This window comes from Streptomyces sp. NBC_00028, assembly GCF_045041065.1.
Lineage (GTDB): Bacteria > Actinomycetota > Actinomycetes > Streptomycetales > Streptomycetaceae > Streptomyces.
Genome location: NZ_CP108293.1, coordinates 9563109 through 9588704, shown reverse-complemented (window position 1 = coordinate 9588704; position 25596 = coordinate 9563109). Strand labels below are relative to the sequence as shown.

The window sequence follows — 25596 nt, the reverse complement described above, 5'->3', positions numbered from 1 at the left end:
CGATCCCCCAGCTCGCTGACGCAATTCATCGAAAACTGAAGCCAGACGACTTATTGGAGGATTTGACATGGCCGACACACTTCCCAATCCAGCAAGCGACAATACGACCCGATTCGAAGCAGCACCCGAACCCGATGGCACTCTCATCCCGATACCTTCAGAAGCGCCACAGGGAAAGTCAATTCGAGACGATGCTCAGATCACCGTCAGTGGACTTCAGACAAACGGCTACTACGTGACCATCTACAATGGTCCGCCTGACCGTCCGAGCGAGGTCGACGACGTCATCGGTGAACTCCTCTCCGAGGCAGGCATGAAGGAAATCGAAGACGCTCTCGGCTTCGGCGCGGCACCAGCGATCCTGCGGTACGTCAGTTCTGCCGCTGGTGTGTTGGCCTCCGTGCTCACAACCTCACCCTTGCTGAACGAGCAGCTGTTCCGAGGCGTCATGGAAGACGGAACCGCAGTGACATATATGGTGCTTACTCCGCACAGCTAGCACCATCTCTTGTGACGCACTACGCCGTGCCCACATGTAAGGAGCGCGATGAGTCATGGCGGTCGAAATTACGGGCGTGATTTACGGGATCACGCCAGAGGGCGCATTTCAGTGGTACCGCCATGACGGCTGGACCGACGGCACGAACCGATGGACAGCCGGCGCCGGCGGAAACAACGTCAGCGGCGGCTGGAACATCTACAGCACCGTATTCAGCGGCGGCCAAGGCGTGATCTACGGAATCACACCAGACGGCGCCCTCCAGTGGTACCGCCATGACGGCTGGACCGACGGCACGAACCGATGGACAGCCGGCGCCGGCGGAAACAACGTCAGCGGCGGCTGGAACATCTACAGCACCGTATTCAGCGGCGGCCAAGGCGTGATCTACGGAATCACACCAGACGGCGCCCTCCAGTGGTACCGACACGACGGCTGGACCGACGGCACAAACCGATGGACAGCCGGCGCCGGCGGAAACAACGTCAGCGGCGGCTGGAACATCTACAGCACCGTATTCAGCGGCGGCCAAGGCGTGATCTACGGAATCACACCAGACGGCGCCCTCCAGTGGTACCGACACGACGGCTGGACCGACGGCACAAACCGATGGACAGCCGGCGCCGGCGGAAACAACGTCAGCGGCGGCTGGAACATCTACAGCACCGTATTCAGCGGCGGCCAAGGCGTGATCTACGGAATCACACCAGACGGCGCCCTCCAGTGGTACCGACACGACGGCTGGACCGACGGCACAAACCGATGGACAGCCGGCGCCGGCGGAAACAACGTCAGCGGCGGCTGGAACATCTACAGCACCGTATTCAGCGATACCGGCGGCCAACCGTCTCCGCTGCCGAAGATATCGACTGCTGGTGTCGCGGCCCTCTCCCGAATAAGCTTGTCGCAAAAGCCGGGCCGTGCAATTCTGTCGGCGATGTCCAAAATCGATGCCAAGCAACTCGGCCGTATACGCCTGCCGCAGAAGCAAGCCGGAGTGATCTCGTATCGGCGCATCGCTTGCGACGCCAATCGAGTATTGAGGGCCTACGAAGGGAAGGTGACGGTTGCCGCCGACAAGCCACTCCCGATCGTCCCCTTGAATTTCATCGGTGAGAGCTTCTCATACGAGTACAGCTTCATCGACGAGTCCGGTTCATTGAGAGTCAGCTCAGGTCAAATAACAGCCACTGCGCAAGGGCGCGTGCAGGTCGGAGTTGTGAAACTCGGAGGGAAAGTCGACGGTAAGAACCTCACGGCCCAGGGTTCGGCAGAATTTGTCACGGCCAGCATTACAGGGTCGGCCTCATTCAAGGTTCCGGGTGCCGCGGCGAGCGCTGCCGGACACGCGGAGGGACCTGCTGCCCGCGCCGCTGCCGAAATCGGGCTGAACGGAGGTGGTGCCCAAGTCGGCGTGTCGGCGGGTGAGATCGGCGGGAATGTAGCCGTAACGATCGGTGGCCAGTCTTACGGCGTCGGCGGCCAGATCGGACTCAAGGCAGAGTTGGGCGTGCAGTGGGGGCCGACAAGCACCATCAAGCTACCGCTCATCACAATCACCGGACCTAACCCTTTGGCGGGCATGACATCGTTCGCTGCAGGAGCTGTCACCGACCTCGTTCGAGACCCATTCAGGTCCACGGAAAAGGCGATCAGCGACATCATCAGTGTTGGTGAAGATGCGGTCGAGGCTGTCGGTCAGATAGTCGAAGGCATCGGTGAAGCACTGGACGTCTTCGGCGACGATGACGACGAACATACCGCGACGAACGACCAGTGGGGCCCGCAGCATTCTCCGCCGCCTGGTCAAGTCAACATTGACTGACGCACCCACCAGATCTTCCGGATCTGTGAACGCGAAGGAGTCCCGATCCTCGCCGACAGGGCCCACATGGGGGTCGGCTCGTGGGAGGCTACACCCCTCAGACAGGCGTAGGGCCGAGAGCTCACAACGCCCCAGCAGAACGTCACCATGCGCTGTCCGCGGCGCGGGCACTGATCGAGCAGGGCGTAGCGCGAGGGAAGTCCTGGTCATCATCCGCAGATCGCGAAGCAACCCAAGCCGAATGACGTCAAGCACCGCCGCCGTGCTCACCTGCCGGGTTACAGCTGGTACCAGTCGTCGCCGCCGTCTGCGAGCGAACGGACCAGGTAATCCTGCAGGTTGTTGGCCACCCATCGACGGCTGTCGCTCTCGTGCTCCCAGACGAAAATGTCGGGACGCTCGGGCTTCTGCACGAAGGCGAACTGGTCACCGCCTCCGTTGTCGCCGAAGAAGAGCAGGGGATCGAACGACATATAGAGCCGCGCGAACGCCTGGTCGGACCAGAAGAGCAGGTTTCTCTGGACGATCTCATCGAGGGGCCAGACGGTGTCCACCTGCGTGTGTCCGACGACGCCGTTGCTTTCGAGGAGCACGTGCCGAAGCTCCGCAGGCAGTGCTCGCCCGAGTCGCGTCTCCGCTGTCACGAGTTCGGATGCCTGGGCTGCATCCCTGAAGCCGACGCCGGGGAAGGCCGCTGCCGCGGCGTGTCTCCACATACGCCGGAGCTTAGCCAGCCACCTCCAGGGAGCGCTCCGCCGCCACCGAAGAGCGCAGAACCGCAGCCGGGCCGATCGGCGTCCTTGTGGAAACGCATCCGCATCCACAGAAGGCCGTCCATGCCCCCGCAGCACCACGGCACCGTTCCCTCGACACCCGGCAAGGCGCAACGCGGCGTCGCCGCCACCACGTTCGCCGTTCTTCTGCGCCACCGAGGCACTCTCACCGCCGCGACGGTACGCGTCGTCAGCCTGACCGCGCTGGCCGGTCTGCTGACGACGGCGACGGTCTTCGCCCTCTCGTGGCCCCTGTTCACCCACATGCGGAACAAACAAATCCGCTACCACCATCTAGAGGACCCCTACTCGCACGACCACTCGGATCTGGGGCTGGTGGCCCTGGGGACCCTCCCCATATACCTGCTGTTGCTCGGTGTGGGCAGCGCGGCCCTGCAGAACGTGTGCTCCCGGACGGTCACGGCACATGCTCACGGTTCGCTGACGTCGGCCGACACACGCCAGCGATCGATCCTCGCCACATATGTACTACGCGGCCTGCTTGTGTGGACCCTGCCCCTGCTCACCTTCGAACTGACGCGCCGTCTGACCAGCAATCTGCTCGACACCCCCCTGCCCCTGGCACGCGGAACATGGCCCTACACGCTCGTCTCGGCCTCACCGGCGGCCGCCGTGTGCATCGCCCTGCTGCTCCGCCTCACATTGACCCTCGCCCCCGCCGCGGCGGCCTGCGGCCTGAGTCCGCGCCAGGCCCTGCGCCGTTCATGGACTCTCACAACAAAGACACGTGTGGGCACGGTCCGCGTCCTGGCAGCCGCACTGCCGCTGGCCGCACTGGCCGCCGCGGTCATCCGCCTCGCCACACAACTGGCCCTGCCACTACGTCCGTTCCTGCGCGACCTGGTCGAAGACGCAACGGGCAATTTCTTCGCCGCCTACTACGCCGGCATCCTCGCACCCGTCATCGTCGGCATCCTCGCAGCCGCGATCCTGGTCTTCCCCCTCACCGCCACCGCTCTCGCCGCCCTCCACGAACGCCTGCGGTCCGACGCGGTTGGAGCGCGATGAGAGGGGTGACGAGGTCACCCGGAGGCGGAGGGGTCACTGCGCAGGAGCGTCCAGGCTCCAGGCGGTCGGACCCGCCTCGTCAACGGTCGTGCGCTCAGCCGCGTTTCGTGGTCTCGGAGGCGCCCATGCTCTGGCTGGCGCGGCGCATGGCCTCGTACAGCGCTTCGTCCTCCGGCGGGTCCGGCAGCGTTCCGCGGGCCGGAGTCTGGAAGGACTGGATCATCCAGGCCACCAGGCGGCGCCAGGCGTCCGGGGCGGCGTCGCCGGTGGCGCTGAGGACGCCGGCGTTGGCCATCAGCAGCAGGACGAGGTCCCGACTGGTGAAGTCCTCGCGCAGACGCCCGCTGTCCTTGGCGCGGCTGATGAGTTCGAGGAAGCCCTGGTACGCCTGGGCACGGAGTTCTTCCAGTACCGGGGCGCCGGGGAAGCTCATGGTCATCACGTCGGCGAAGCCCCGGTCGGCGGCCTGCATCGTGCAGACCTCCTGGATGTAGCCGGTGAAGCCGTCCCACGGGTCCGGATTGGCCAGGGCATCGGTGGTCGCCTGCGCGTACGCCTCCATACGGTCCGCGAAGACCGCGGCGGCCAGTTCCTCCTTGGCGGGGAAGTGCCGGAACAGCGTGGCGATGCCCACCCCCGCCTCCCGTGCGACCGAGGCCATCGACGCGTGCAGCCCATCGCGCCCGAACACGGTGCGTGCGGCGGCGATGATCCGCCCCCGGTTCCGCTCCGCGTCGCTGCGCATGGGAGGGCCTGCGGAGTCGGTCGTGCCGCCGGTGCCGTGGGTGTTCTGGTCCCGGGAGGTCATGGGCCTCACACTATCAACCGGAAAGCGCGATCCGGTTCCCGGCTGTGTACAGCCGTAAGCAGTCTGCCCCCCTTACGCGGTCGCTTCACGGGGGCCGTGGGCGTGGGCATCGAGCGCCTCAAGCTCGTCGGCGCTCAAGGAGAGCCATGCGGCGGCGGCCGAATCAGTCGCTGTCTGCGGGCGTCCGGCGCCGCTGATCGGCAAGAGGGCCGGCGAACGGTGCAGCAGCCGAGCCAGGAGCAGTCGCTGGGGTGAGCCTCCTCGGCGGGCCGCGATGTCGAGGACACTGTGTGCGGCCTTGCCCGGGTCCCAGCCTTGCAGCGGCGAGTAGGCCATGAACGCGATCCCGTCGCGTTCACATTCAAGAAGGAGTGAGTCGTCACCGCCGTCGCACGCGGAGTACGGGTTCTGTACGGCGTCGATCGTGGTGACCGTGCGCGCGGCGGCGAGGAGGGACAGGTCGACGCTGGAGATGCCGATGGCCCGGATCTTCCCTTCCGCGCGCAACTCGCCGAGGGCGCCGACGCTTTCGGCAAAGGGGACTTCCGCGTCCGGCCAGTGCAGGAAGTAGAGGTCGACCGTCTCGCGCCTGAGTGCCCGCAGGCTCCTCTCCAGGTCCGCTCTCAGCGCGGCGGGCCGGGCGTCGTTCTTCCATTCCGCCGGCCCGGCTCGGAAGTGGCCCCCCTTGGTCGAGACCATCACCTCGCTTCCCTCCTGGCGGGCGGCGAGCACTTCGCCGATGAGGTGCTCGTTGTGCGCGTCCTCGTCAGCGGTTGTGTAAGCGCGAGCGGTGTCGATGAGGTTGATTCCGCTGTCGATCGCCGCGTTGATCGTCGCGGCTGCCGCTTGCCGGCCGATGTCCGGTCGAAGGGACAGCGCGGCACCGCCGAGCGCGATCGGCCAGACTCGACGCCCCGCCACTTCCCGTATCGCCGGCTGGACTTGGCTGTCCGGTCCTCCCGCTCGGTCCATCACACGTTCCTTCCGTTCCCGTGGACGCCGTCGGCGTACGCCCCTTCACCACGGCGCAGTGTCACACCTTGCGGAGAGCACGCCCGACCGCTCCCGCCCGGCTCAGGAGGTCGTCGCGCTGTGGGCCCGGTGTTCGCGGATCTGCCCGTGGTGGTCGGTGACCCAGACGATCAGGGACGTGACGATGTGATGGAGGCTGTGGCCCAGGGGGGTCAGGGCGTACTCCACGCGCGGCGGCACCTCTGCGTAGGCAGTGCGCGTCACCAGACCGTCCTGCTGGAGCCTGCCCACGGTGAGGGTGAGCATCCGCTGGGAGATGCCGGGGACCTCCCGCTGCAGGTCGGTGTAGCGCAGCGGGCCGCCCTTGAGGACCGAGATCACCAGCATGCTCCACTTGTCGCCGACCCGGTCCAGGATCTGCCGGACGAAGCCCATCTGCTCTGCGGGGATGCCGGCGCACGGCCCCCGGCCACCGGCGGCTTCAGGTTGTTCTGCGGCGGTGTCCATGGCGCACATTCCCCTCCGGCACGCACATCCAGGTGCCTTTTGTAAGGCCTTCCATACTGGCCCATCATGGCGCTACGCACAAAGAGTAGGAATTGGAGGTGCGCCATGAGGGTCGAGATCTGGTCCGAGATCACCTGCCCCTGGTGCGGCCTGGGCAGCCACCGGCTGGACCGCGCCGTGGAGCGGTTCGCACACGGCGACGCGGTGGAAGTCATCCACCGCTCGTTCCCGCTGAGCGACGGGTTCCCCGTCGGCGACGTCATCAGCGTCCGTGAGGCCACACTGCGCCGGTACGGTCTGAGCGGCGCACCCCTGGAGGCGAAGACGCGCCAGGTCGAGGCGATGGCCGAGCAGGAGGGGCTGAGTCCCTACCGGGTGCTGGAGAACCAGGTCGGCAACACCCAGCTCGCCCATGAACTGCTTGCCCACGCCACGGCCGAGGGCAAGAACCGACTCGCGTGGGACACCGTCTTCCGTGCCTACTTCGGAGCGGCTCGCCCGGTGTTCGGCCTCGCCGAACTGCTCGACCTGGCAGACGAAGTGGGTCTGGATCGCGAAAAGGCCCAACAGGCGCTCACCGAGGGCCGTTTCCAGCAGCAGGTGCGGGAGGACAGGGCGGAGGCCCAGCGCCTCGGGGCCACCGGCGCACCGTTCATCGTGATCGACGGCAAGTACGCGGTCGCAGGGGCGCAGACCACCGACAGCCTCCTCGGCATCCTGCGCCAGGCGTGGGACGAGACGCACCCGACGCTTCCCGTCGCCGGCGACACCGCGCCGGGCTGCGGCCCGGACGGCTGCGCGGTGCCGGCGGATCACGCCGCCCACGCCTGATCCACCCAGCTGATCCACCAACCGAATCCACCCGCTTCCCGGGCGCGGGCCCCTCGCGCCAGCAGCGGGCACATCCCCACCTACCGAAAGGCAACACCATGTCCTACCTGCTGCACATCGACTCCTCCTCCCTGGGCGCCGGTTCGGTCTCACGCCAGGTCGCCGACTCCTTCCGCGCCGAGTGGCAGGGCCCGGTCGTGCACCGCGACCTCGCGGCCTCGCCCGTCCCTCACCTGACCGCGGCAGGCATCTCCGCTCGCTTCACCGACCCCGCCCAGCACGCCCCGGAGCAGGCCAAGGCCGCCGCGATCCAGGACGAGCTCATCGAGGAGTTCCTCGGCGCCGGCGCCTATCTGTTCACCGTGCCGATGTACAACTACTCGATGCCGTCCGTGTTCAAGGCGTGGCTGGACCAGATCATGGTGGCCGGCCGCACCCTGGACTTCACCAACGGCTCCCCCGCCGCCGTCCGTCCGGCTGTCGTGATCTCCGCGCGCGGTGGCGGCTACGGCCCCGGAGCCCCCAACCACGGCCTGGACTATGTCGTGCCCGCCCTTGAGACGATCCTGGGCCACTCCCACACGCTCGGACTCGATGTGACCACGGTGACCCCCGAGTTGACGCTGGCTCCCCACACCCCGGCGATGGCCCCGCTCATCCCGCTGCACGAGGCCTCCCTCGCCTCGGCACACGAGCAGGCCCAGCAGCTGGCCCGCAGGGCCGCCGAGCGCGCCGCCGCCTGAGCCGGCGACCAGGTGGGGCCCTCCGCTCCGCCCTCAGCGCCAACCAGATAGGGCTATCCATTTCTAGTGCTATCGTGGATCGAGGGAATCGGAACGACCTATCCGAATCCGAACCGGATAGGCCATTCCAGTCCCCCACTCCTCCGATCGCTTCTACGAAAGGATCGCCATGGCCGGCATGTCGTTCACCGAGGCGGTACGCACGTGCCTCACCACCAAGTACGCCACCTTCTCCGGCCGCGCCCGACGCGCGGAGTACTGATGGTTCTCACTGCTGTACGTGATCGCCGCCGGCGCGGTCCTCGGGCTCAGCTTCGCGGCCCGTCAATCAGTACGGCCCGTCCCCCAAGGCCGTCGGCCATCTCGCCGCTTGATTGGGCGGGTGCCAGCCCGAACGCTTCCGAACGACCACTCACCGTCGCGCGCTGTTCGTATTGCCCTCACAGCAACGGCATGAGGATGTAGCCGGCGATCGGGCCAGACCTTCACTGGCAGCGCTCCTGACCGCGACCGCGGCAGAGGGCATGCAAATGCCAGGACCGAACCGGCCCACACCGCCCTCGCCAAATGACCATGCTGACGTAGGGATACCGCAGCCTTGGCCCGCCCCGACCTCTCCCCCGCCGACAACCTCCGCAGGCCGGTACCGCCGCACTGAGCAGCGATGCCGCCACCGACGGAGCAGCAACACGTTGACCAGCCGTGGTCGAGGTCCTTCTCGGGTGTCCGCTCGGCCTCGTCGGCCTCGTCGGCCTCGTGGTCGGGGCGGTGATCAGTGCGTGTCGCCGTAGTAGTACAGACGGCAGCTCACGCCCGGGCCGGGTGTGCGCGGTTCGCCGGGGCGTGGGTCGTACAAGGCGCGGCCGCCGGGCCACCGCGACAGCTCGGTGGGCAGGGCGACACCGTCGTCGACGTCCTCGGTCCGCCACCCGTGGATGTCCAACAGCAGGCCGTCCAGCGGGCCGCCGACCAGTTCGGCGTAGGTCCGGTGCGGGAGCGGTCCCGGGTTGGGGTCGTCGTGGTCGGCGCCGTAGACACGGCCGTTCAGCAGCTGCTCATCGCCGTTCATCTGATCAGCGTCGCAGCCGCCACTGACAACGCGGGCTGGCCGGCATCGTCTTGGACTCCCCCACGTGGCCGACCGCCGCGGCTTACCCCGGGTCGAGTACGGAAGTGGGAGAGGGGAACAGCCGCCGTCCTCCCTCGCAGAAAGGCCGGCTTCCTGCTCCTGGCGGTGCTCGCATGGCCCGGTAGGGCTCCTTGCCGACCATGCCTCACCAGTGCGCGCTCGCCGAGGCGTTCAGCGCCGCGCTGCACTCGACCGGCCGCAGCTCGCAAGGGGCGGCCTGGGCCCTGCGGCGATCACCTGTCGCGTGGCCCGGCGCCCGGCCGGTCCGTTCGCCCCGGGCGCGACGAGCTGCGCTGACTCACCCCTTCGCCGCACGCGGCTGTGGGGGAATCGGCTCACTGCTCGACAGTTCGGCTCGGATCTGCGGAAGCACCTTCGTGCCGAGCAGTTCGATGCCGCGCAGGAAGTCGCGCTGAGGCATGCCGCCGACGTCCATCTGAAGGATCTGACGCGTGTGGCCGAGCAGGCCGTGCAGGTGCAGGATGCGGTCCGCGATCTCGTCGGGGCCGCCGACGAAGACCATGCCGTCGGGGCCGTAGTGCGCGGCGCGGTCGGCGCGCGAAGGGGCGGGGCGGCCCAGTGCGGCCATGCCCTCGGCCATCATGTGGTGCTCGCACTCCAGGTACGTCGACCGGGCCCGGGCGTCGGTCTCGGCGACGAATCCGTGCACGGCGACCGCGATGTCGGCCCGCTCGGCGGGGCGGCCGGACGCGGCCCAGGCGTGGCGGTAGGCGCGGCCGTACTGCGCCCAGTGACCTGGGGTTCCACCGAGGATGCCGAGGAACATCGGCAGGCCCAGCTCGACGGCACGCCGCACCGAATCCGGGCTGCCGCCCGTGCCGAGCCAGATCCTCAGCGGTTCCTCGGGGCGGGGGAAGACGGTGACGTCCCGCAGCGGCCGGCTGCGGTGCGGGCCGTGCCAGGTGGTGTGCTCGCCGGCGTTCACGGCCATCAGCAGGTCGAGTTTGGAGGCGTACAGCATGTCGTAGTCGTGCTCGTCGTGGTCGGACAGCGGGAACGTGATCGTCGACGAGCCGCGTCCGGCGACCAGTTCGATGCGCCCGGGGGCGAGGGACGCCGCGGTCGCGAGCTGCTGGAAGACCCGGATCGGGTCGTCGGTCGACAGGACGGTAACCGCCGTGCCGAGCTTGATCCGGTCCGTGGTGGCCGCGGCGGCGTTGACCACGGAGGTGGGCGAGGACAGCGGCATCGCCCGCAGGTGGTGCTCGCCCACCCCGAAGTAGTCCAGGCCCACCTGGTCCGCCAGCTTGATGGCCTCCAGTACGTCGCGCAGCGCCTGGGCGGTGGGACCGTGGCTGCCGTCGGCCAGGCGGGGGGTGTTGCCGAAGGAGTAGACGCCGAGTTCGAAAGTCATGGCCGGTCCTCGGTGGCTTCAGTTGCTGATGGCGGGCATGGCCCGCCGGTAGCGGGTGTCGGTGAGCTGAGACACCAGGAACGCGGCGATGTCGGCGCGGCTCATGGCGGAGCCGATCCTGTCGTGACCGAGGAAGCCGGAGCGGATGCGCCCGGTGGCGGGCTTGTCGGTGGGCTTGGTGATGCGCGCGATGGTGTAGTCGAGGTCAGACGCAGTGACGGCCGCCGTCATGCCCTTCATCTCGGCCAACGCGTTGGGGAACATCAGCCCGGCCAGCACGGGCAGCACCTTGTGCTTCCAGTGCGGCTTGTCCTGGGGGTCGGCCAGCGAAGGTGTGGCCAGGCCGATGAATCGGCTGACGTGCCGCCTCTCCATGGCCTGCACGATGCCGCGCGTTCCGTCGGTCACCTGGGTGCCGGTCGTGGACCGTTTCAGGGAGGGGCCGAGCGCGCTGATCACCGCGTCGACGCCGCTCACGGCCCGCTCGACGGCATCGCGGTCGGACAGTTGCCCGGCGACGACCGTGAGGTCGGCATGAGTGAGGGCGAGTTTGCCGGGGGCGCGGACCAGGGCGGTGACGTTGTGGCCGTCGTCCAGGAGCTGTTGGACGACGAGGCGGCCGATGGCGCCGCTCGCGCCGAAGACGGTGACACGCATGACAGACGGTTCCTTGCGGTGAGGATCAGAAAACGTGGTGATCAGACGTACGTGGATCAGAAGACGTGGTGATCAGAAGACGTCGTGGGGGTCAGAAGCTGTACGGGCCGAAGCGGCCCCAGGCCACCAGGACGGCGAGGATCAACAGGACCGTGTTGAAGGCGATCGCGCCGGGCTCCTTGCGGCGGGCGTGGGTGATCGCGGCCAGCACCATCACCACGGCCAGACCGGTCGCGGCCAGCGGGGTGAGCACGGGGGCGATGTCGGTGGCCGCGGGCAGGACCAGGCCGAGGCCGGCCGCGAGCTCGACGACGCCGATGAAGCGGACGGTGCCCTGCGAGAAGTCGGCCCTCCAGGGCATCTGGCCGACCAGCTTCTCCTTGGGCTGGGTGGACTTCATGACACCGGCCATGGCGAACATCGCGGCCAGCACGGCCTGGACTATCCACAAGAAGACGTTCATGCACAGGCTCCTAGGTAAAGGGGACGGGGTGGGAAGGAGCCAGTGCTCCCTCCCGGGAGCGGTGCGGGCGGGCTCGGTCAGGCGTTGAAGACGGCCTCGGAGCGGGCGCGGTCTTCGTGCAGGTCCCAGTACAGGGGGGAGATCTCGTCGGGCGTGGCCGTCGGGAAGCCTTCCGGGCCGCCCCCGCCGATCCAGACGTTGATCGCCACGTGCGCGGCGTGCACACCGCTGCCGGCCAGCTCCTTGTCCAGGTTGAGCACCCAGTTGCGCAGGGCCGCCTGGGCCGCGTTGACGTTGCCCAGCATGGGGATCGGGTCGAGGGAACCGCCGCCTGTGGTGAACAGCAGGGTGCCTGCGCCGGCCTCCCGCATCGCGGGCAGGACCGCCTGGGCGGCCGTGATGCCGCCGTAGAGGTAGTACTCGATCTGCGGCTGCAGATTCTCCACCGTGGCCTCCGAGGGGGTGGCCATGGTGAGCCCGGCGGTCGGAGTGTGCGCGGCCGGCGAGTACTCCAGTACGTCGATGGCGCCGAAGCGGACCTTCACGGCGTCCAGAGCAGCGGTCAGGGAGGACCGGTCGAGGACGTCGGCGGTGAACGCCTCGGCGGTGATGCCTTCCTGGGCGAGCTGGTCGACCAGGGTCTGGAGCTTCTCCTTGGTGCGGGAGATCAGGGCGACGTCGAAGCCGCGGCCGCCGAAGGTGCGGGCGATGGCCAGGCCCATGCCGGGGCCTGCGCCGATGATGGCGATGGTGGGCATGCGGGACTCTCTTCCGTGACGGGGGGGCGGGCTTCAGGAGCGGGTGACGACGACCTTGCCGGGGGTGCCCGCGAAGGCGGCGAACGCCTCCGTGGCCTGCTCCAGGGGGTAGGTCGCGGTGACCGGCACGCGCAGCGAGCCGGAGGCGGCCTGTTCGGCCAGTGAGGTCAGGGTCGACGCGTTCGGGTCGGCCATGATCGGGTGGACGGTGACGTCCTCGTCCTTGACGGCGTCCGGTGTCAGACCGACGGGAGAGGCGATCCGGCCGCCCGCTCGCAGCAGGCCGGCCAACTGGGGTCCGTCGCCGGCCAGGTGCAGTGCCGCGTCCACGCCCTCCGGCGCTATCGCGCGGACCTGGGCCTCGAGGTCACCGGTGAAGTCGACCACGTGGACCTCGGCGTCGGTGCCCGTAAGACCGCCGACGAAGTCGGCCTGCGCGCCGGGGCGAGCAGTCGCGATCACCCGCGCGCCACGGGCCGCGGCGAGCTGCACGGCCAGCGAACCCACCCCGCCTCCGGCGCCCGAGATCAGCACCGTCTCGCCCTCGGCCAGGGCCACCGCGTTCAGACTGTCCACCGCGGTCGCCCCGGCCACGGCCAGCGCGCCCGCGTCCGCCGCCGCCAGCCCCGCCGGGAGCGGGGCGACGCCGTATCCGGCGGACACGGTGACGTACTCGGCCAGCGAACCGGTGCCCAGGAACGGCTTCATCACGGCACCGAAGACCGCGTCACCGACCGCGAACCCCTCCACGCCGTCGCCGAGCGCCTCCACGGTGCCGGCGAAGTCCTTGCCGAGCACCAGCGGGAAGCGGTGCTCCATCATTCCCTGCAGGTAGCCCGCGGTGACGGCGAGGTCGAAGCCGTTCACCGACGCGGCGTCCACCTTCACCAGCAGCTCCCCGGCCTCGGGGCGAGGAGTGTCCACCTCGGTCACAGCCGGTGTGGCCGGAACAGAGTCCAGGGTCACAGCACGCATCACAGCGCCTCTCCATAAGTGGACCGGCCTTCCCGGTTCCATGCATCGAGCGTAACAGCAGAAGCGGACCGGTTGTTCCACTTGGCTAGAATGGAGGCATGACCTCTTCACCTTCCGACCGGAGCCCGGGCCAGGAGCCCGAGGCGAGACTGCGAGCCGACGCCGAGCGCAACCGTGATCTCATCCTGGCCGCCGCCCGCCGCCTCTTCGCCACGGAAGGGCTGGGCGTGTCGATGGCCTCGGTCGCCCGTGAGGCAGGCGTCGGCAAAGCCACGCTGAGCCGACGCTTCGCCAGCCGCGAGGAACTCATCAACGCTGTCTTCGCCGACCGCATGGACGCCTACGCCGGCGCCGTCGCCGAGGCGCTGGCCGACCCCGACCCCTGGCACGGCTTCACCGGCTACATCCACGCCGTCTGCGCCATGCAGGCCGCCGATCGCGGCTTCGCCGACGTGCTGACCATGTCCTTCCCCACCGCCAAGGCGCTGGAAGCCCGTCGCACCGAGTCGTACAACGCCTTCCTCGAACTCATCGCCCGCGCCCGCAACAGCGGACACCTGCGCGAGGACTTCGTTCCGGAGGACCTCGTCATCCTCCAGATGGCCAACGCCGGCGTCATCGCCGCAGGCGGCGACTCCGCCCCCGACGCCTGGCGCCGCCTCGTCGGCCACATGATCCGCTCCTACGCCGCGCCCGGCGCCCCGATCCCCGAGGTGCCCGCGGCGCCGGCGCCCACGGCCCTCTACCGCGCCATGGTCCGCCTCGCCCGAACCGGCCCGGGCTCGGTCGAGGCGAAGGCCTCCTCAGCCGACGGCGCGTGAGGCGGGCGGGAAGTCAGACACACAGACGCAAACCGCAGCACCTGGGCAGGCGACGCGGAGAACGCCTGCCCAGGTGCTGTCGGAGGGCTTCAGCTCGGTCGCCGGGCTGACGTCCACACGGACGGACCAGCCGTTGACGGCGTCGTATTGCGGGTGTGCGCCGCCTGCCGGCGGGACGGGGTCAGCTGTGGGCGGCGCGGTTCATCTCGACGACGCTTCCAGACGGAGGGCGCCTGGGTCAGGCCGCCGTGTTCAGAAGGTCGGCCAGTACGTCGGGGCGTTCCAGGGCGATGAAGTGGCCCGCCCCGGGGATCTGGGTGAAGTCGGCGGCGGGCAGCAGTTGCCTGTTGGCTTCCCGGTCCGAGGGGCGGGACCAGTCCTTCTCGCCGTAGACGAGGTGGACGGGCGCCTTGATCTCGGGGTAGCGGGTGCGGGCGGCGATCAGGCTGGGCAGGGCCTGGTAGACGGCGCGGGCGACGGTTGAATAGCCGGGGCGGCTGCCTACCTGAAGAAGTTCGTCCACGTAGTCCTCGCGCAGGGCGCGCTTGTTGCCGAGGCCGCCCTGGAGGATCTTGCGGAGGGCGGGCTTGGGCTCGACCCCCGCGATCACCGGGCCCACTCCGGGCGCGAGCACTCCGCTGACCACCACGCGGGCGAGGAGGCTCGACCGGGCGATGCCGCCGGGGAAGTCATAGGTGTTGACCGCGACGACGCGTCGTACCCGGTCCGGCGACTCGGCCGCGGTGGTCAGGGCGAGCACCGCGCCCATGGACTCTCCCACCAACGTCACGTCGTGCAGGTCGAGTTCGGTCAGCAGGCGTTCGACGCCCGTGCGCATCGCGGGCTCGTCGTACGACGCGCCGGGCACGATCTCGGAGTAGCCCATCCCGGGCAGGTCGAGGGCGTACACGGTGTACCGGTCCGCGATCAGCGGGATGAGGTGGCGGAAGTGCTCTGCCTGGGTGCGCACCGTGTGCAGCAGGACCAGGGGGGCGCCGGTGCCCGCCTTGAGGTAGCGCAGCGTTCCCTCGTGGCCGCCGGATCCCGCGCGCGGGGCGAGGGTGTGGCTGGTGGTCCCCGGAAGGCGAAGCGTGGGACGTGACTCTTGGCTGGGCATCTCGCCGACTCCTTGCGTGTGAGGGATTACCGAGCCGGTCATGACTCTCGCCGGAGACTCCAATACCGATCGGTTTCCACTACGGTAAACCGATCAGTTTCCCACCGCAAGCCCAGCAGGGCATCCCGCGGCACCACACCTCCGAGCAGGAAGCGACCCCTTCGCTTGCGCACAGGAAACCGATCTGTTTACCTAAGTGGAAACAGATCGGTTTCCGGCCGACGGTCGGCCCATGACCAGCACCTAAGGGGAAAAGTGAGTACCACCTTCGACCGCGGAGCGCCTGCCTCCGGCACAACAGACTCGGGCCGGCGCGGCTCCCATGCCGTGCGCTGGTGGGTGCTCGTCGTGCTGGGCGTGGCCCAGCTCATGGTCACGCTCGACGCGACCGTCGTGAACATCGCGCTGCCCGAAGCGCAGCATGACCTCGGCTTCAGCGACGGCAGCCGGCAGTGGGTGATCACCGGCTATGCCCTGGCGTTCGGCAGCCTGCTGCTGCTCGGCGGCAGGCTCGGGGACCTGTTCGGACGCCGTACGACGTTCGTGACGGGCCTGATCGGGTTCGCGGCCGCGTCCGTCGTCGGCGGCGCGGCCGGCAGCTTCGAGATCCTCGTCGCGGCCCGCGTGGCCCAGGGCCTGTTCGCCGCGCTGCTCGCGCCCGCGGCGCTCTCCCTGCTCAGCGTGACCTTCACCGACCCGGCCGAGCGGCCGAAGGCCTTCGGCATCTTCAGCGCGCTCTCCGGTGCGGGCGCCGCGGTCGGACTCCTGCTCGGCGGCATGCTCACCGAATGGGCGTCGTGGCGCTGGGTGATGTACGTGAACGTCGTCTTCGCGGGCGTCGCGCTGGTCGGTGCGTTGCTGCTGCTGGCGAAGCCCGCGATCACCGAGCGGCCGAGGATCGACCTGCCCGGCACCCTCGTGGTGAGTGCCGCGCTGTTCGGGATCGTCTACGGGTTCGCCCACGTGGAGTCCACCAGCTGGACCGACCCGGTCGCCCTGGGCTCCATGATCAGCGGCGTGGTGCTGCTCGCGGTGTTCGCCTGGCTGGAGCGCAGGGTGGCGCATCCGCTGCTGCCGCTGCGCGTCGTGCTGGACCGGACCCGGGGCGGTGCGTTCCTGGCCGTGTTCGTGCTGGGCATGGGGATGTTCTCGATCTTCCTGTTCCTGACCTACTACCTGGAGGCCAGCATCGGCTACTCGCCGATCGAGGCCGGCCTTTCCTTCCTGCCCATGGTCGGCGGCATCGTCGCCTCGTCGACCACGGTGCCCGCACTGCTGCTGCCCCGGGTCGGCCCCAAGGTCGTGGTCAGCGTCGGCTTCCTGGTCTCCGCGTCCGGCATGGCCCTGCTGACCCGGCTCACGCTGGACAGCACCTACGTCGCCCACATCATGCCGGGCATGATCCTGCTGGGCCTCGGCATCGGCGCGGTGATGACCACCTCGTTCCAGGCTGCGACCGCGGGTGTGCACCACGAGGACGCCGGTGTCGCGTCGGCGCTGATCAACACCAGCCAGCAGGTGGGCGGCTCGATCAGTACGGCGCTGCTGACCACCGTCGCCTCGTCGGCCGCGACCGACTACCTGTCCTCGCACAAGCCGGGCGCGCTGACCATGGCCCAGGCCGGGGTTGAGAGCTACACGGCCACCCTCGCGTGGGGCGCCGGGATCTTCGTGGTCGGCGCGGTGCTCATGGCATTCCTGATGCCGAACACGGCTCTCGCGCCGTCGGAGGGCGAGCCCGTGATCGCCCACTGACCCGGGGACCGCGACGGGGGTGCCGACGTCCGGAGGCACTCCCGTCACCACCGTAAACCGATCGTTTTCCAATCGGTCGAAACGGAGTTAACCTCGCCATATGACCACCGAAGCAATGCCGGACTCCCGAGAGCGACTGCTGGAGGCAGCGGCCCAGCTCACCTACCGAGACGGCGTCCACATCGGCGTCGACGCGCTGTGCAAGGCGGCGGGGGTGTCCAAGCGCTCCATGTACAAGCTGTTCGAGAGCAAGGACAAGCTGCTGGCGGCGAGCCTGGAGGAACGCGCCTGCGCCTATGTGACGGCACTCCTTCCCGCGGCGGACGACGCCCGTCCGCCCCGCGAGCGGATCCTGCACGTCTTCGAACAGGCGGAGGCGCAGGCGGGCGCACCCGACTTCCAGGGCTGCCGGTATCTCGTCGTGCAGATCGAACTCAAGAACCCGGCCCACCCCGCGAGCCTGGTCGCCCGCCGGGTCAAGGAGAACCTGACGGCCTTCTTCCGCGCCGAGGCCGAACAGGGCGGAGCAAGCGACCCGGACCTGCTGGCCCGGCAGCTGATCCTGGTCTTCGACGGCGCCAGCGCCCGTGCGGGAATCAAGGCCGACACGCAGGCGGGGCTCATCACCCCCACGGTGACCGCCCTGCTCGACGCGGCGGACGTGCACTGATCCTCGCGTGACGAACGCCCGCGACCCCAGGGCACTTGCGCGCAAAAACCGATCGGTTTACGGTGGTGAAACTGATCGGTTTCCCGCCGGTGGCGGTGAGCCTCGTACCCGCATCCCGAGGAGCACGGATGACTGCCGCGCGCGACACCGAGGGGCGCCCCACCCCTCCCCCGCTTCCGGCGAAGCTGGCGGCACACCCGTCCGTACGGGCCGTACTCGCCCGGCGCGGGACCGGCGACGCGGTCCGCCCGCCCGCGGTGATCGACGCAGACTGGCTGCGCGAGTTGTGCCTGGCGGCCGGGGCGGACGACGTGGCCGCGGTCAGCCTGGACCATCCCGACCTGGCCGGTGAGCGCGAGCACGCCCGCTCCGCACTGCCCGGCACCCGCAGCCTCATCGCGATGGCGGTCCGGATGAACCGCGACAACTGCCGCTCCCCCGCCCGCAGCGTGGCCAACCAGGAGTTCCACCAGACCGACGAACAGGCCAACCACACCGCCCGCAGCGTCACCCAGGCACTCCAGGACGCCGGCTACCGCGCTCTCAACCCCTCCGTCGGCTTCCCGCAGGAGATGGACCGCTTCCCCAGCGAGCGGATCTGGGTGGTGGCGCACAAGACGGTCGCGGTGGCCGCCGGGCTCGGCGTGATGGGCCTGCACCGCAACGTCATCCACCCGAGGTTCGGCAGCTTCGTCCTGCTCGTGACCGTCCTGGTCGACGCGGAGGTGAGCGCGTACGGGCAGGCGCTGGACTACAACCCGTGCATCGACTGCAAGTTGTGCGTAGCCGCCTGCCCGGTCGGCGCCATCGCCAAGGACGGTGCCTTCGACGCCCTGGCCTGCACCACGCACAACTACCGTGAGTTCATGAGCGGGTTCACCGACTGGGCGCAGACCGTGGCCGACAGCGAGGACGCGGCCGACTACCGCTCCCGGGTCACCGACTCCGAGAGCGCCTCCATGTGGCAGAGCCTGTCCTCGCCCCCCGGCTACAAGTCCGGCTACTGCCTCGCCGTCTGTCCCGCCGGAGAGGACGTCCTCGGCCCCTATCTGGACGACCGCAAGACGTTCATGGACACGGTGCTGCGACCGCTCCAGGACAAGAAGGAGACCCTGTACGTCCTGCCGGGCTCCCACGCACAGGAGTACGCCCGGCGCCGCTTCCCCCACAAGCCCGTCAGGGAAGTCACCGGCGGCTGGCACCCTCCGGCGCCGCGTTCGGCGCCCGCCGACGGAGAGACACGCACGACATCCTGAAAACCGATCGGTTTTCATTTCGTCCACTCCGGGTTAACCTCACGACATGAGCACCGAAGTGAAACTGAGCCCCAGAGAGCGCCTGCTGGAGGCGGCGGCCACACTCACCTACCGCGACGGCGTCAGCATCGGCGTCGAGGCGCTGTGCAAGGCGGCCGGCGTGTCGAAGCGCTCCATGTACCAGCTGTTCGAAAGCAAGGACGAACTCCTGGCAGCGAGCCTGAAGGAGCGCGCGGCCGCCTACGTGGCGACCCTCCTGCCCGCGGCGGACGCCGGTCAGTCGCCGCGCGAGCGGATCCTGCACGTCTTCGAGCAGGTGGAAACGCAGGCGGCAGCACCCGAGTTCAAGGGCTGTCGGTACCTGGCCGTGCAGGTCGAGCTCAAGGACCAGGGCCACCCGGCGAGCCGTGTGGCCCACCAGGTGAAGGCGAATCTGACGGCCTTCTTCCGCGCCGAGGCCGAGCAGGGCGGGGCGGACGATCCGGATCTGCTGGCCCGGCAGCTCAGCCTGGTCTTCGACGGCGCGAGCGCCCGCGCGGGGATTCAGGCCGACCACCTCACCGGCCTCGTCGGGCCCACCGTGACCACGCTGCTCGACGCGGCAGGCATGCGCTGACGCATCCCCGTTCGCAACGCCCTGTCACCTGCCGGTGTGCACCGGAAGCCCGATGGCCGTGAGCGTGTTGCCGAGCATGCCGCAGGCGAAGAACCTCGCGGTCATCTCGGCATCGGCGCCCAGCGACCGGTGCACGGTTTCCCAGATGCTCGTCCAGCCGGCCCGGACGACCTCACCGACCAGGTCGTCACCCTGCCCCTCGGCGGCCGCCACGGTGGCGTATCCCTGCATCTGCACCAGGAGCGTCTCGGGGCTCGTCGCGATCAGCCGCACATAGGCGTCCGCCATCACCTGCCACGCCTCCTCGCCCCGCTCCACCCCGTCGGCCGCCCGCTCGAACGCAGAGCGAGTGTCTTCCGCGCTCCGCCGCAGAGTGGCGACGAAGATCGCCTTCTTGTCCGGGAAGAGCCGGAAGAGATACGGCTGCTTGACGCCGGCCCGCTCGGCGATCGCGGCGGTGGTGGTACCGCGATAGCCGGCGACCGCGAATTCCGTGATGGCCGCGCGAATGACGCTCTCCCGCCGCTCCTGCGCACTGATGCCGCCCATGACCCCATCCCCTGCTCGACTGCCGACCGACATCCCGGAAAGCGAAAGGGTCCGCCGACTCCGTCGGAGGACCCTCACGAAAGACCGAGGCTAAGGCTTGAGCACTGCCAGTACGTCGTCGAGCGATACGTCGGTCGGGTCGCTCATGTCGGAACCGTCGAACGTCTGCCAGATGTAGGACGCCGTGCCGCTCTCCCGCAGTGGATGCAGGTCGGCCAGTTCCGGATCGTCCCGGAAACTGTTGAACGCTTCCTCGGAGTCCCATTCGACGAGGAACAGCACCTGCCGCGGCGGGAGGTCGCCGGTCACGTTGTCCCGGAAGCGGCCGAATGCCACCATTCGACCGCCGTACTTGGGAGCGGCTTCGGGCAGGCGGCTGAAATACGCGAGGTATTTCTCCAGGTCGACGACGTCGAACATGTTCAGTGCGTAGAACTTCTTGCTCTCTGCATTCGGGCTCATTGCCAATGCCCTCTCCGATCTCAGGAAGCGCGGTGTCAGAGCTGGGGGTACAGCGCTGCCAGGTCGCCGGCCAGGCCCGCCTTGACCTGCCGGGAGATGTCGTCGGCGAGCACCTCGTGGGCGCCGGTCTCGATGCCGTCGAGGGCGAGGACGGCGACATCGCGCGGGTCGGACTTGGGCGCGTCGACGCCTGTGGTGAGGTCGGTGTCGACGTAGCCGACATGCAGTCCGGTGACGGAGATGCCGCGCGGCTGGAGTTCGAGGCGCAGGGAGTTGGTCTGTGACCACAGGGCGGCCTTGGAGGCGCTGTAGGAGCCGCCGAGCGCGATCCAGGACAGCACGGAGTGCACGTTCAGGAGGTGGCCGCCGCCGTTGCGCTCGATGACCGGCACGAAGGCGCGGGCGACGAGCAGGGGTCCGTAGAAATTGGTCTCGAACTCCCGGCGTATGTCGTCGACCGGGGAGTCGAGGAAGGACGCGCCGACCGAGGCACCGGCGTTGTTGATCAGCACGGTGACGTCCTGCGCCTGTGCGGCGGCGGCCGCCACCGAGGCCGGGTCGGTGACCTCCAGGGCCACGGGGACCGCGTCGGGGTGCGTCACGGTGCGCGGGTCGCGGGCCGTGGCGTAGACCTTGCCGGCCCCGCGCGCGTACAGCTCCTCCACCAGCGCCTTGCCGATGCCGCGGCTGCCGCCGGTGACGAGGACGTTCGCGCCCTTCAAAACAGTCATGACTCTCTCCGGAGATACGTGAAACCGATCGGTTTCAAGAAGAGTAAACCGATCGGTTTCACGATGCAAGCGTGGTGCGATGGAGGGCCCGCCCCAGCACCCCGCGCCCGCCCGGTGCCGGTGTTCAGCTCCGGGCGGCCACGGCTGCCGCGGCCGCGGCCAGGATGCGGTGCAGGACGGGGACCGGGATCGCCGGGTTGGTGACCGCCGTCCGTGCCGTGTCGCGGTCGTGCAGGAGCCCGGCCAGGACGCGGGCCGGCAGCCGTGGATTGCGCACCGCGGTGTCGCGGACGTGGGCCGCCGGATCGTTGAGCAGCCGTACCGCGTCCTGCGGTGACAGCCGGGAGTCCGCCGCCGCGCGGCGGCGCACCTCGGCTTCGGGATCCCGGGCCAGGCGCGCGACATCGGCCGCGGTGGACCGCGGATCGTCCAGGGCCAGGCGGCGCATCCGCCCGCTGGGGTCGGTGAGATGGCGCAGCAGACCCTCGCGCGGGAAGTTGGGGTGGCTGCGGGGCCGGCCGGGGTGGCTGAAGCTGCCGTCCCACCAGCGCCAGACCTCCAGCAGCAGGTCGCCCGGCGCGTCCTCGCACGACTCGGCGAGGAAGAGGTGGACGACCCGGTCCTCGTCCCGTGCCAGCCGCGCCACCACGTCCGGCGGGAGGTGGCGGGCGCGGGCCACACTGCGGCGGACGAGCGGGTGGGACGACGCCGCGAGACGACGCATCGCGTCGGCGTCGCCGTGCAGGTCCTCGACCCAGGCAAGGGTGCGCGACATCGACGTGGGGTCGAAGTCGTAGCGCACCGCGTCCCGTTGCTCCTCCGTCAGGTCGGGGCGTTGCGCCACCGCGGAGCGGATCTCGTCCCGCGGGTCCTGCGCCAGTACGGCGATACCGGGCGCGCCCAGGGCCGGGTTGGCGGCCAGCGCCCGACGCGCCTCCACGTCCCCGTCGCGGACCAGCTCCGCCTCCAACTCGGGCTCCAGACAGCACCGTTCGAGCGCCCGGCGCGGCTCGGGCAGGGCGGCGAAGACCTCACGGGGCATGGGGACGGCGGTGTGGTGGGCGAGCAGCGCGGCCGTGCGCACCGCGTCGTCGGTGTCGGCCAGCAGCCGCTCCCGCAGCGGCGCGGCGAGCTCACGCCAGCGGGCACACACCGCCGCCCGCACCCGGGCGTCGGTGTCGAGGGCGAGCTCGGGGAGATGACGCGCGGGAAGTTCCGGGAGAGCGGCGGCCTCCGCACGGGACGGGCCGGCGAGGAGGTCGTCGTACACGTCCTCGGGCAGTTCGGCGCCCCAGCGGCAGGCGTGCTCCGCCCAGAGCACGCGTGTGCCGGGTGACGGCTCGGCGCGCACCACGCGTGCCCACTGATCGGAGGTGAGCTTGGGGCGGAAGGTGTCGGCGGGGCGTGACCGCACGCGTGGATCGGGGTGCGTCACGGCGGCGTCGAGGACGGCGGGCCGGTCGCAGCCGTGGAGGAAGCCGTCCGCCACGTCCAGCAGGCGGATCAGGAGTTCGTCCGGCGCCGCGGGGTTGGACCCTATCCCCTCCGCCCAGTGCAGGGGCCAGGCACGGGGGCCGGGCACCGCCGCCCATGTCCCGGCGCGCTCTGCCTCCGTCTCGCGCCCGGCGGTCTCGGCGACCTCCTCCAGCCGCTCCGGCAGTCGGTCGAGGGCCGTCACCCGAGTCCCGTCCGCTCCGGGCACCGCCGCCAGCAACACCTGTCCGTCGAGGGAGAGCGCCACGAACCCGGGGTCGCCGGACAACTCCGGCACTCCGCCGCCGGCGTGTCGGACCCGGGTCCACCAGGAGTCGTTGCCGCCGATCCGATGCCCGTGGACGGCCACCAGGAATGCGCCGTCACCCCCGCACAGACGGTGCCACCAGACGGCGTCGAGTGCCTCCCGGGCCCCGCCGTCCGGCGCCGCGATGCCCCGCGCGATCCGCCAGGCGGCCTCCGGCGGGAACAGACGGCCCGGCTCCACCTCCTCGATGACCGTGAGTCCGGCGTGTGTCAGTAGTTCCTGAAGCTTCTCTCGGCGCGGCACCCGGTCATGATCCTCGGCGGCTCACGAGGCGACAAGGCCCGCGGGCCGGGCCCCGCCGGCCCTCACCCACGTACACGTGCTCGGGTCGGACCGGCGGACCGTCGGCGATCAGATGACTCAGGGCCGCCGGAAAGGCTGGCAGAGCAGGTCCTTGAGATTGCCGTCATCGAGGCAGACGCGCACGAGCGCGGCTCCGCCGGGAACATCGGCCGGCACGGTGAAGCTGCTGTAGTTCTTGGTCGTGCCACAAGCCGTGTCGGCAGCGTAGGAACCCCCTGAGCCCAACTGCGCACCAGCGGCGTCGTAGGTGTACACCCAGGTACGCCGGCAGTACGCAGGGCCGGCCGCGCTCACCGACTTGTGCGTCCCCGTCACCGCGACCGACCGGTTGTACCAGGTGATCGTGCCCTTCGTCCACGTGTTCCCGACCTCGATGGGAGGGACGGAAGTGACGGGGTAGGCGGAGGTCTGAGCGCCGGCGGCGGGAGCGCCCAGCAAGGTGCCCGCGGTCAGCACGACGGAGCCGAGCGCGGCGGCGAGATGAGTCTGCATGCGTTCTCCAGGATGAGATGAGCCGGTTGCGACGACACATCCTGGACGGGCCTGCCACCTGCGGCCCACCTGTTAAGTCACGGCTTAAAGGGGCGCCTTGGCGACATGCGCGGCACGCTCGGGGCTCACCGCTCACCGCTCACCCTTGCGCCAGAGTGCCGGTCCGCAACAGGGCCAGTCCGAGCGGGGTGATGAGGTGCAGCACGGACCCGCCCCGGCGGCTGGTGGTGATGAGGTCCGTGTTCCGCAGCACGGTCGCGTGCTGACTGGCCGCTGCGGCCGTGACGTTGAGGCGGCGTGCCAGCTCGGTCGTCGTACACCCCTCCACCGTCACCTGCAGGGCGGCAGCTCGCGTACGGCCGAGCAGAGACTCCAGGTTCCGGACGGTGGAGTCGTCCGGTTCGCCCGGCCCGGTACCGGTCAGCGGCCGGCTCAGGGCCGGCACCGTCAGCCGGGGCGGCTGGGTGGTGTCCAGCGGGTCCCACAGAAAGCTCACCGGGAGCTTCGAGAAGACCGTGGGCGCGATGATCAACCCCCTTCCCTGCAGGCGCACTTCCACCCGCCGCGGGTAGGGGGCCTCCAGCACCGGCGGACGCCAGCGGACGAGAGGTGGGCAGATCGAGCGCAGCAGCAGATCGATGCCGCCCTCCAACACCAGGTTCGCGCAACGCGTGGACAGCGCGACCAGCTCGGACCGTCCTCGGTGCCAGTAGGGCTCCACCGTGAGCCGATGGCAGGCGCGCAGGGCCTGGGCGAGCTCCCGCCGCGCGTCGCGGTCACCCTCCGACACACGTCTGGCCCATGGCAGGTGTGCGGGATGGAAGTCGAGACCTTCGAACTCGCGTCGCAACCGGGACGCTGGGACGTGCAGCAGGTTGTCCACGGCGTGGTCGACAGAAGACACGTCGCCCATCAGCGCCAGCAGATCAAGTCCGGGACCACGCACCGGAACCAAGGACGTCAGCGGGCGCGTGTCCGCCCCCAGCCGGCCCGCGACGGCTGCCCGCCATTCACGCAGGTGAGGAGAGCCCTGCTTCTCTCTCAGCAGCTCCAGGCTGTAGTAGATCTCCGCCGCGACGCCGATCGTCGCGGCCACCCGGGTCCGGGCGAGGTCTGCCGCCGTGAAGTGAACGCGTAACACCAACTGGCCCCCCTGCCAACGCTGAAGAGCGCGTGATCACACCCTCAGCATGCCCTTACCCGGTCCACTCCAAGAGGCACACTCGAAGGAGGACGTGCCCTACGGCAGGCAGCCAGATCACTGCTCGATCTTTCTCAGCAGGCCCAGCAACGTGTCCCGCTCCGCGTCCGACAGCGCGCCGAAGCATTCCGCGAGGACTTCGTCGGCGATCGCGTGACCGGCCGTCAGGACCCGTTCGCCCTGGGCGGTGAGGTGGTGCTCGATGCGCCGACCGTGGCCGGGGCGCCGTTCCAGCAGCCCCTGCGTCGCCAGTCGGCCGGCGAGCGTACCGAACGCCTGCTCGGTCTGGAAGGTGGCCGCCGCCAGTTCCCTGGCACTGGCCCCCGGTGTGCGGGCGACCGCCCGCAACGCGTCCCACTGGGCGAGGGTGCTGCCGACGGAGGCGAGACGACTGTCCAGTGTCCGGTGCTGCCGGTACTGGGCCGCTTTCACGGCCCGCCCGAGGATCTGCAAGTCTGCGGCCATGCGGCCCACCCTA

General features: G+C 69.5%; 28 protein-coding genes and 1 pseudogene. 11 read left to right on the top strand and 18 right to left on the bottom strand.

All coding sequences use genetic code 11. The annotated features are described in order from the left end of the window. The first annotated feature begins 67 nt into the window (after nucleotides 1-67). From OG885_RS43520 to OG885_RS43510, 3 genes and pseudogenes are all read left to right on the top strand, one after another. Entirely contained in the window at nucleotides 68-499 is a 432-nt protein-coding gene (locus tag OG885_RS43520) for a hypothetical protein (protein ID WP_405742294.1), read from the top strand. Between the two features lie 55 nt (nucleotides 500-554). Next, nucleotides 555-2324 carry a tachylectin-related carbohydrate-binding protein gene (locus tag OG885_RS43515; RefSeq protein WP_405742292.1) on the top strand — a complete coding sequence of 590 codons (1770 nt, stop codon included), beginning with the start codon at nucleotides 555-557 and terminating at the stop codon, nucleotides 2322-2324. After that, a pseudogene (locus OG885_RS43510) lies at nucleotides 2325-2595 on the top strand (IS5/IS1182 family transposase); the annotation flags it as partial. 7 nt (nucleotides 2596-2602) lie between these two features. On the opposite strand, the gene OG885_RS43505 reads toward OG885_RS43510, so the two are convergent. Beyond that, on the bottom strand, nucleotides 2603-3040 hold the full coding sequence (locus OG885_RS43505; protein WP_405742291.1) for an SMI1/KNR4 family protein: 438 nt from the start codon (nucleotides 3038-3040) through the stop codon (nucleotides 2603-2605). A 120-nt stretch (nucleotides 3041-3160) separates the two neighbouring features. Between OG885_RS43505 and OG885_RS43500 the strand changes: the two genes are divergently transcribed. Further along, entirely contained in the window at nucleotides 3161-4126 is a 966-nt protein-coding gene (locus OG885_RS43500; protein ID WP_405742289.1) for a hypothetical protein, read from the top strand. Nucleotides 4127-4220: 94 nt separating this feature from the next. Here the strand turns inward: OG885_RS43500 and OG885_RS43495 are convergent, their stop codons facing one another. From OG885_RS43495 to OG885_RS43485, 3 genes are all read right to left on the bottom strand, one after another. Continuing rightward, on the bottom strand, nucleotides 4221-4934 hold the full coding sequence (locus OG885_RS43495) for a TetR/AcrR family transcriptional regulator (protein WP_405742287.1): 714 nt from the start codon (nucleotides 4932-4934) through the stop codon (nucleotides 4221-4223). Between the two features lie 72 nt (nucleotides 4935-5006). Further along, a complete protein-coding gene (locus OG885_RS43490; RefSeq protein ID WP_405742286.1) occupies nucleotides 5007-5906 on the bottom strand; it encodes an aldo/keto reductase in 900 nt (299 codons plus the stop codon). Between the two features lie 102 nt (nucleotides 5907-6008). Next, nucleotides 6009-6413 carry a winged helix-turn-helix transcriptional regulator gene (locus OG885_RS43485; protein ID WP_405742284.1) on the bottom strand — a complete coding sequence of 135 codons (405 nt, stop codon included), beginning with the start codon at nucleotides 6411-6413 and terminating at the stop codon, nucleotides 6009-6011. 105 nt (nucleotides 6414-6518) lie between these two features. Here OG885_RS43485 and OG885_RS43480 point away from each other — a divergent pair, with 105 nt between their 5' ends. Together OG885_RS43480 and OG885_RS43475 are read left to right on the top strand one after the other, a co-directional pair. Beyond that, on the top strand, nucleotides 6519-7244 hold the full coding sequence (locus OG885_RS43480) for a DsbA family protein (protein ID WP_405742283.1): 726 nt from the start codon (nucleotides 6519-6521) through the stop codon (nucleotides 7242-7244). A gap of 98 nt (nucleotides 7245-7342) precedes the next feature. Then, the gene (locus tag OG885_RS43475; RefSeq protein WP_405742281.1) at nucleotides 7343-7987 is read left to right on the top strand and encodes an FMN-dependent NADH-azoreductase; all 645 of its coding nucleotides are present in this window, start codon (nucleotides 7343-7345) and stop codon (nucleotides 7985-7987) included. Between the two features lie 772 nt (nucleotides 7988-8759). Here the strand turns inward: OG885_RS43475 and OG885_RS43470 are convergent. The 6 genes from OG885_RS43470 to OG885_RS43445 all read right to left on the bottom strand — a co-directional run bounded on the left by OG885_RS43470 (nucleotide 8760) and on the right by OG885_RS43445 (nucleotide 13344). Further along, nucleotides 8760-9056, bottom strand: coding sequence for a hypothetical protein (locus tag OG885_RS43470; protein WP_405742279.1), 297 nt, complete (start codon nucleotides 9054-9056; stop codon nucleotides 8760-8762). A gap of 358 nt (nucleotides 9057-9414) precedes the next feature. Next, on the bottom strand, nucleotides 9415-10491 hold the full coding sequence (locus tag OG885_RS43465) for an LLM class flavin-dependent oxidoreductase (protein ID WP_405742277.1): 1077 nt from the start codon (nucleotides 10489-10491) through the stop codon (nucleotides 9415-9417). 18 nt (nucleotides 10492-10509) lie between these two features. Further along, entirely contained in the window at nucleotides 10510-11148 is a 639-nt protein-coding gene (locus tag OG885_RS43460; protein WP_405742275.1) for an NAD(P)-dependent oxidoreductase, read from the bottom strand. A 91-nt stretch (nucleotides 11149-11239) separates the two neighbouring features. After that, entirely contained in the window at nucleotides 11240-11611 is a 372-nt protein-coding gene (locus tag OG885_RS43455) for a DoxX family protein (RefSeq protein WP_405742274.1), read from the bottom strand. A 77-nt stretch (nucleotides 11612-11688) separates the two neighbouring features. Next, on the bottom strand, nucleotides 11689-12369 hold the full coding sequence (locus OG885_RS43450) for an SDR family NAD(P)-dependent oxidoreductase (protein WP_405742272.1): 681 nt from the start codon (nucleotides 12367-12369) through the stop codon (nucleotides 11689-11691). Nucleotides 12370-12402: 33 nt separating this feature from the next. Then, nucleotides 12403-13344 (bottom strand): NADP-dependent oxidoreductase, encoded by a 942-nt coding sequence (locus OG885_RS43445; RefSeq protein ID WP_405742270.1) that lies wholly within the window; start codon nucleotides 13342-13344, stop codon nucleotides 12403-12405. 98 nt (nucleotides 13345-13442) lie between these two features. Here OG885_RS43445 and OG885_RS43440 point away from each other — a divergent pair, with 98 nt between their 5' ends. Then, a complete protein-coding gene (locus tag OG885_RS43440) occupies nucleotides 13443-14165 on the top strand; it encodes a TetR/AcrR family transcriptional regulator (RefSeq protein WP_405742268.1) in 723 nt (240 codons plus the stop codon). 238 nt (nucleotides 14166-14403) lie between these two features. On the opposite strand, the gene OG885_RS43435 is transcribed toward OG885_RS43440, so the two are convergent. Further along, nucleotides 14404-15282: an alpha/beta fold hydrolase gene (locus OG885_RS43435; protein ID WP_405742266.1), complete on the bottom strand. Its 879-nt coding sequence runs from the start codon at nucleotides 15280-15282 to the stop codon at nucleotides 14404-14406. Between the two features lie 255 nt (nucleotides 15283-15537). Between OG885_RS43435 and OG885_RS43430 the strand changes: the two genes are divergently transcribed. The 4 genes from OG885_RS43430 (at nucleotide 15538) to OG885_RS43415 (ending at nucleotide 19579) form a co-directional block, all read left to right on the top strand. Continuing rightward, nucleotides 15538-17037 carry an MFS transporter gene (locus OG885_RS43430; RefSeq protein WP_405742264.1) on the top strand — a complete coding sequence of 500 codons (1500 nt, stop codon included), beginning with the start codon at nucleotides 15538-15540 and terminating at the stop codon, nucleotides 17035-17037. 100 nt (nucleotides 17038-17137) lie between these two features. Continuing rightward, entirely contained in the window at nucleotides 17138-17707 is a 570-nt protein-coding gene (locus tag OG885_RS43425) for a TetR/AcrR family transcriptional regulator (protein ID WP_405742262.1), read from the top strand. A gap of 128 nt (nucleotides 17708-17835) precedes the next feature. Then, nucleotides 17836-18963 (top strand): 4Fe-4S binding protein, encoded by a 1128-nt coding sequence (locus OG885_RS43420; protein WP_405742260.1) that lies wholly within the window; start codon nucleotides 17836-17838, stop codon nucleotides 18961-18963. A gap of 46 nt (nucleotides 18964-19009) precedes the next feature. Next, the gene (locus tag OG885_RS43415; protein ID WP_405742258.1) at nucleotides 19010-19579 is read left to right on the top strand and encodes a TetR/AcrR family transcriptional regulator; all 570 of its coding nucleotides are present in this window, start codon (nucleotides 19010-19012) and stop codon (nucleotides 19577-19579) included. A gap of 24 nt (nucleotides 19580-19603) precedes the next feature. On the opposite strand, the gene OG885_RS43410 is transcribed toward OG885_RS43415, so the two are convergent. The 7 genes from OG885_RS43410 to OG885_RS43380 form a co-directional block, all read right to left on the bottom strand. Beyond that, entirely contained in the window at nucleotides 19604-20128 is a 525-nt protein-coding gene (locus OG885_RS43410) for a TetR/AcrR family transcriptional regulator (RefSeq protein WP_405742256.1), read from the bottom strand. A 90-nt stretch (nucleotides 20129-20218) separates the two neighbouring features. Then, complete coding sequence (locus OG885_RS43405; RefSeq protein ID WP_405742254.1) at nucleotides 20219-20590, bottom strand: DUF1330 domain-containing protein; 372 nt, start codon at nucleotides 20588-20590, stop codon at nucleotides 20219-20221. 35 nt (nucleotides 20591-20625) lie between these two features. Beyond that, the gene (locus OG885_RS43400) at nucleotides 20626-21321 is read right to left on the bottom strand and encodes an SDR family oxidoreductase (protein WP_405742252.1); all 696 of its coding nucleotides are present in this window, start codon (nucleotides 21319-21321) and stop codon (nucleotides 20626-20628) included. Between the two features lie 124 nt (nucleotides 21322-21445). Then, a complete protein-coding gene (locus OG885_RS43395; protein ID WP_405742250.1) occupies nucleotides 21446-23365 on the bottom strand; it encodes a hypothetical protein in 1920 nt (639 codons plus the stop codon). A gap of 117 nt (nucleotides 23366-23482) precedes the next feature. Beyond that, on the bottom strand, nucleotides 23483-23917 hold the full coding sequence (locus OG885_RS43390) for a hypothetical protein (RefSeq protein ID WP_405742248.1): 435 nt from the start codon (nucleotides 23915-23917) through the stop codon (nucleotides 23483-23485). 139 nt (nucleotides 23918-24056) lie between these two features. Next, the gene (locus tag OG885_RS43385) at nucleotides 24057-25058 is read right to left on the bottom strand and encodes an ArsR/SmtB family transcription factor (protein WP_405743158.1); all 1002 of its coding nucleotides are present in this window, start codon (nucleotides 25056-25058) and stop codon (nucleotides 24057-24059) included. Between the two features lie 117 nt (nucleotides 25059-25175). Continuing rightward, nucleotides 25176-25583: a MarR family winged helix-turn-helix transcriptional regulator gene (locus tag OG885_RS43380; RefSeq protein ID WP_405742246.1), complete on the bottom strand. Its 408-nt coding sequence runs from the start codon at nucleotides 25581-25583 to the stop codon at nucleotides 25176-25178. Nucleotides 25584-25596: the final 13 nt, after the last annotated feature.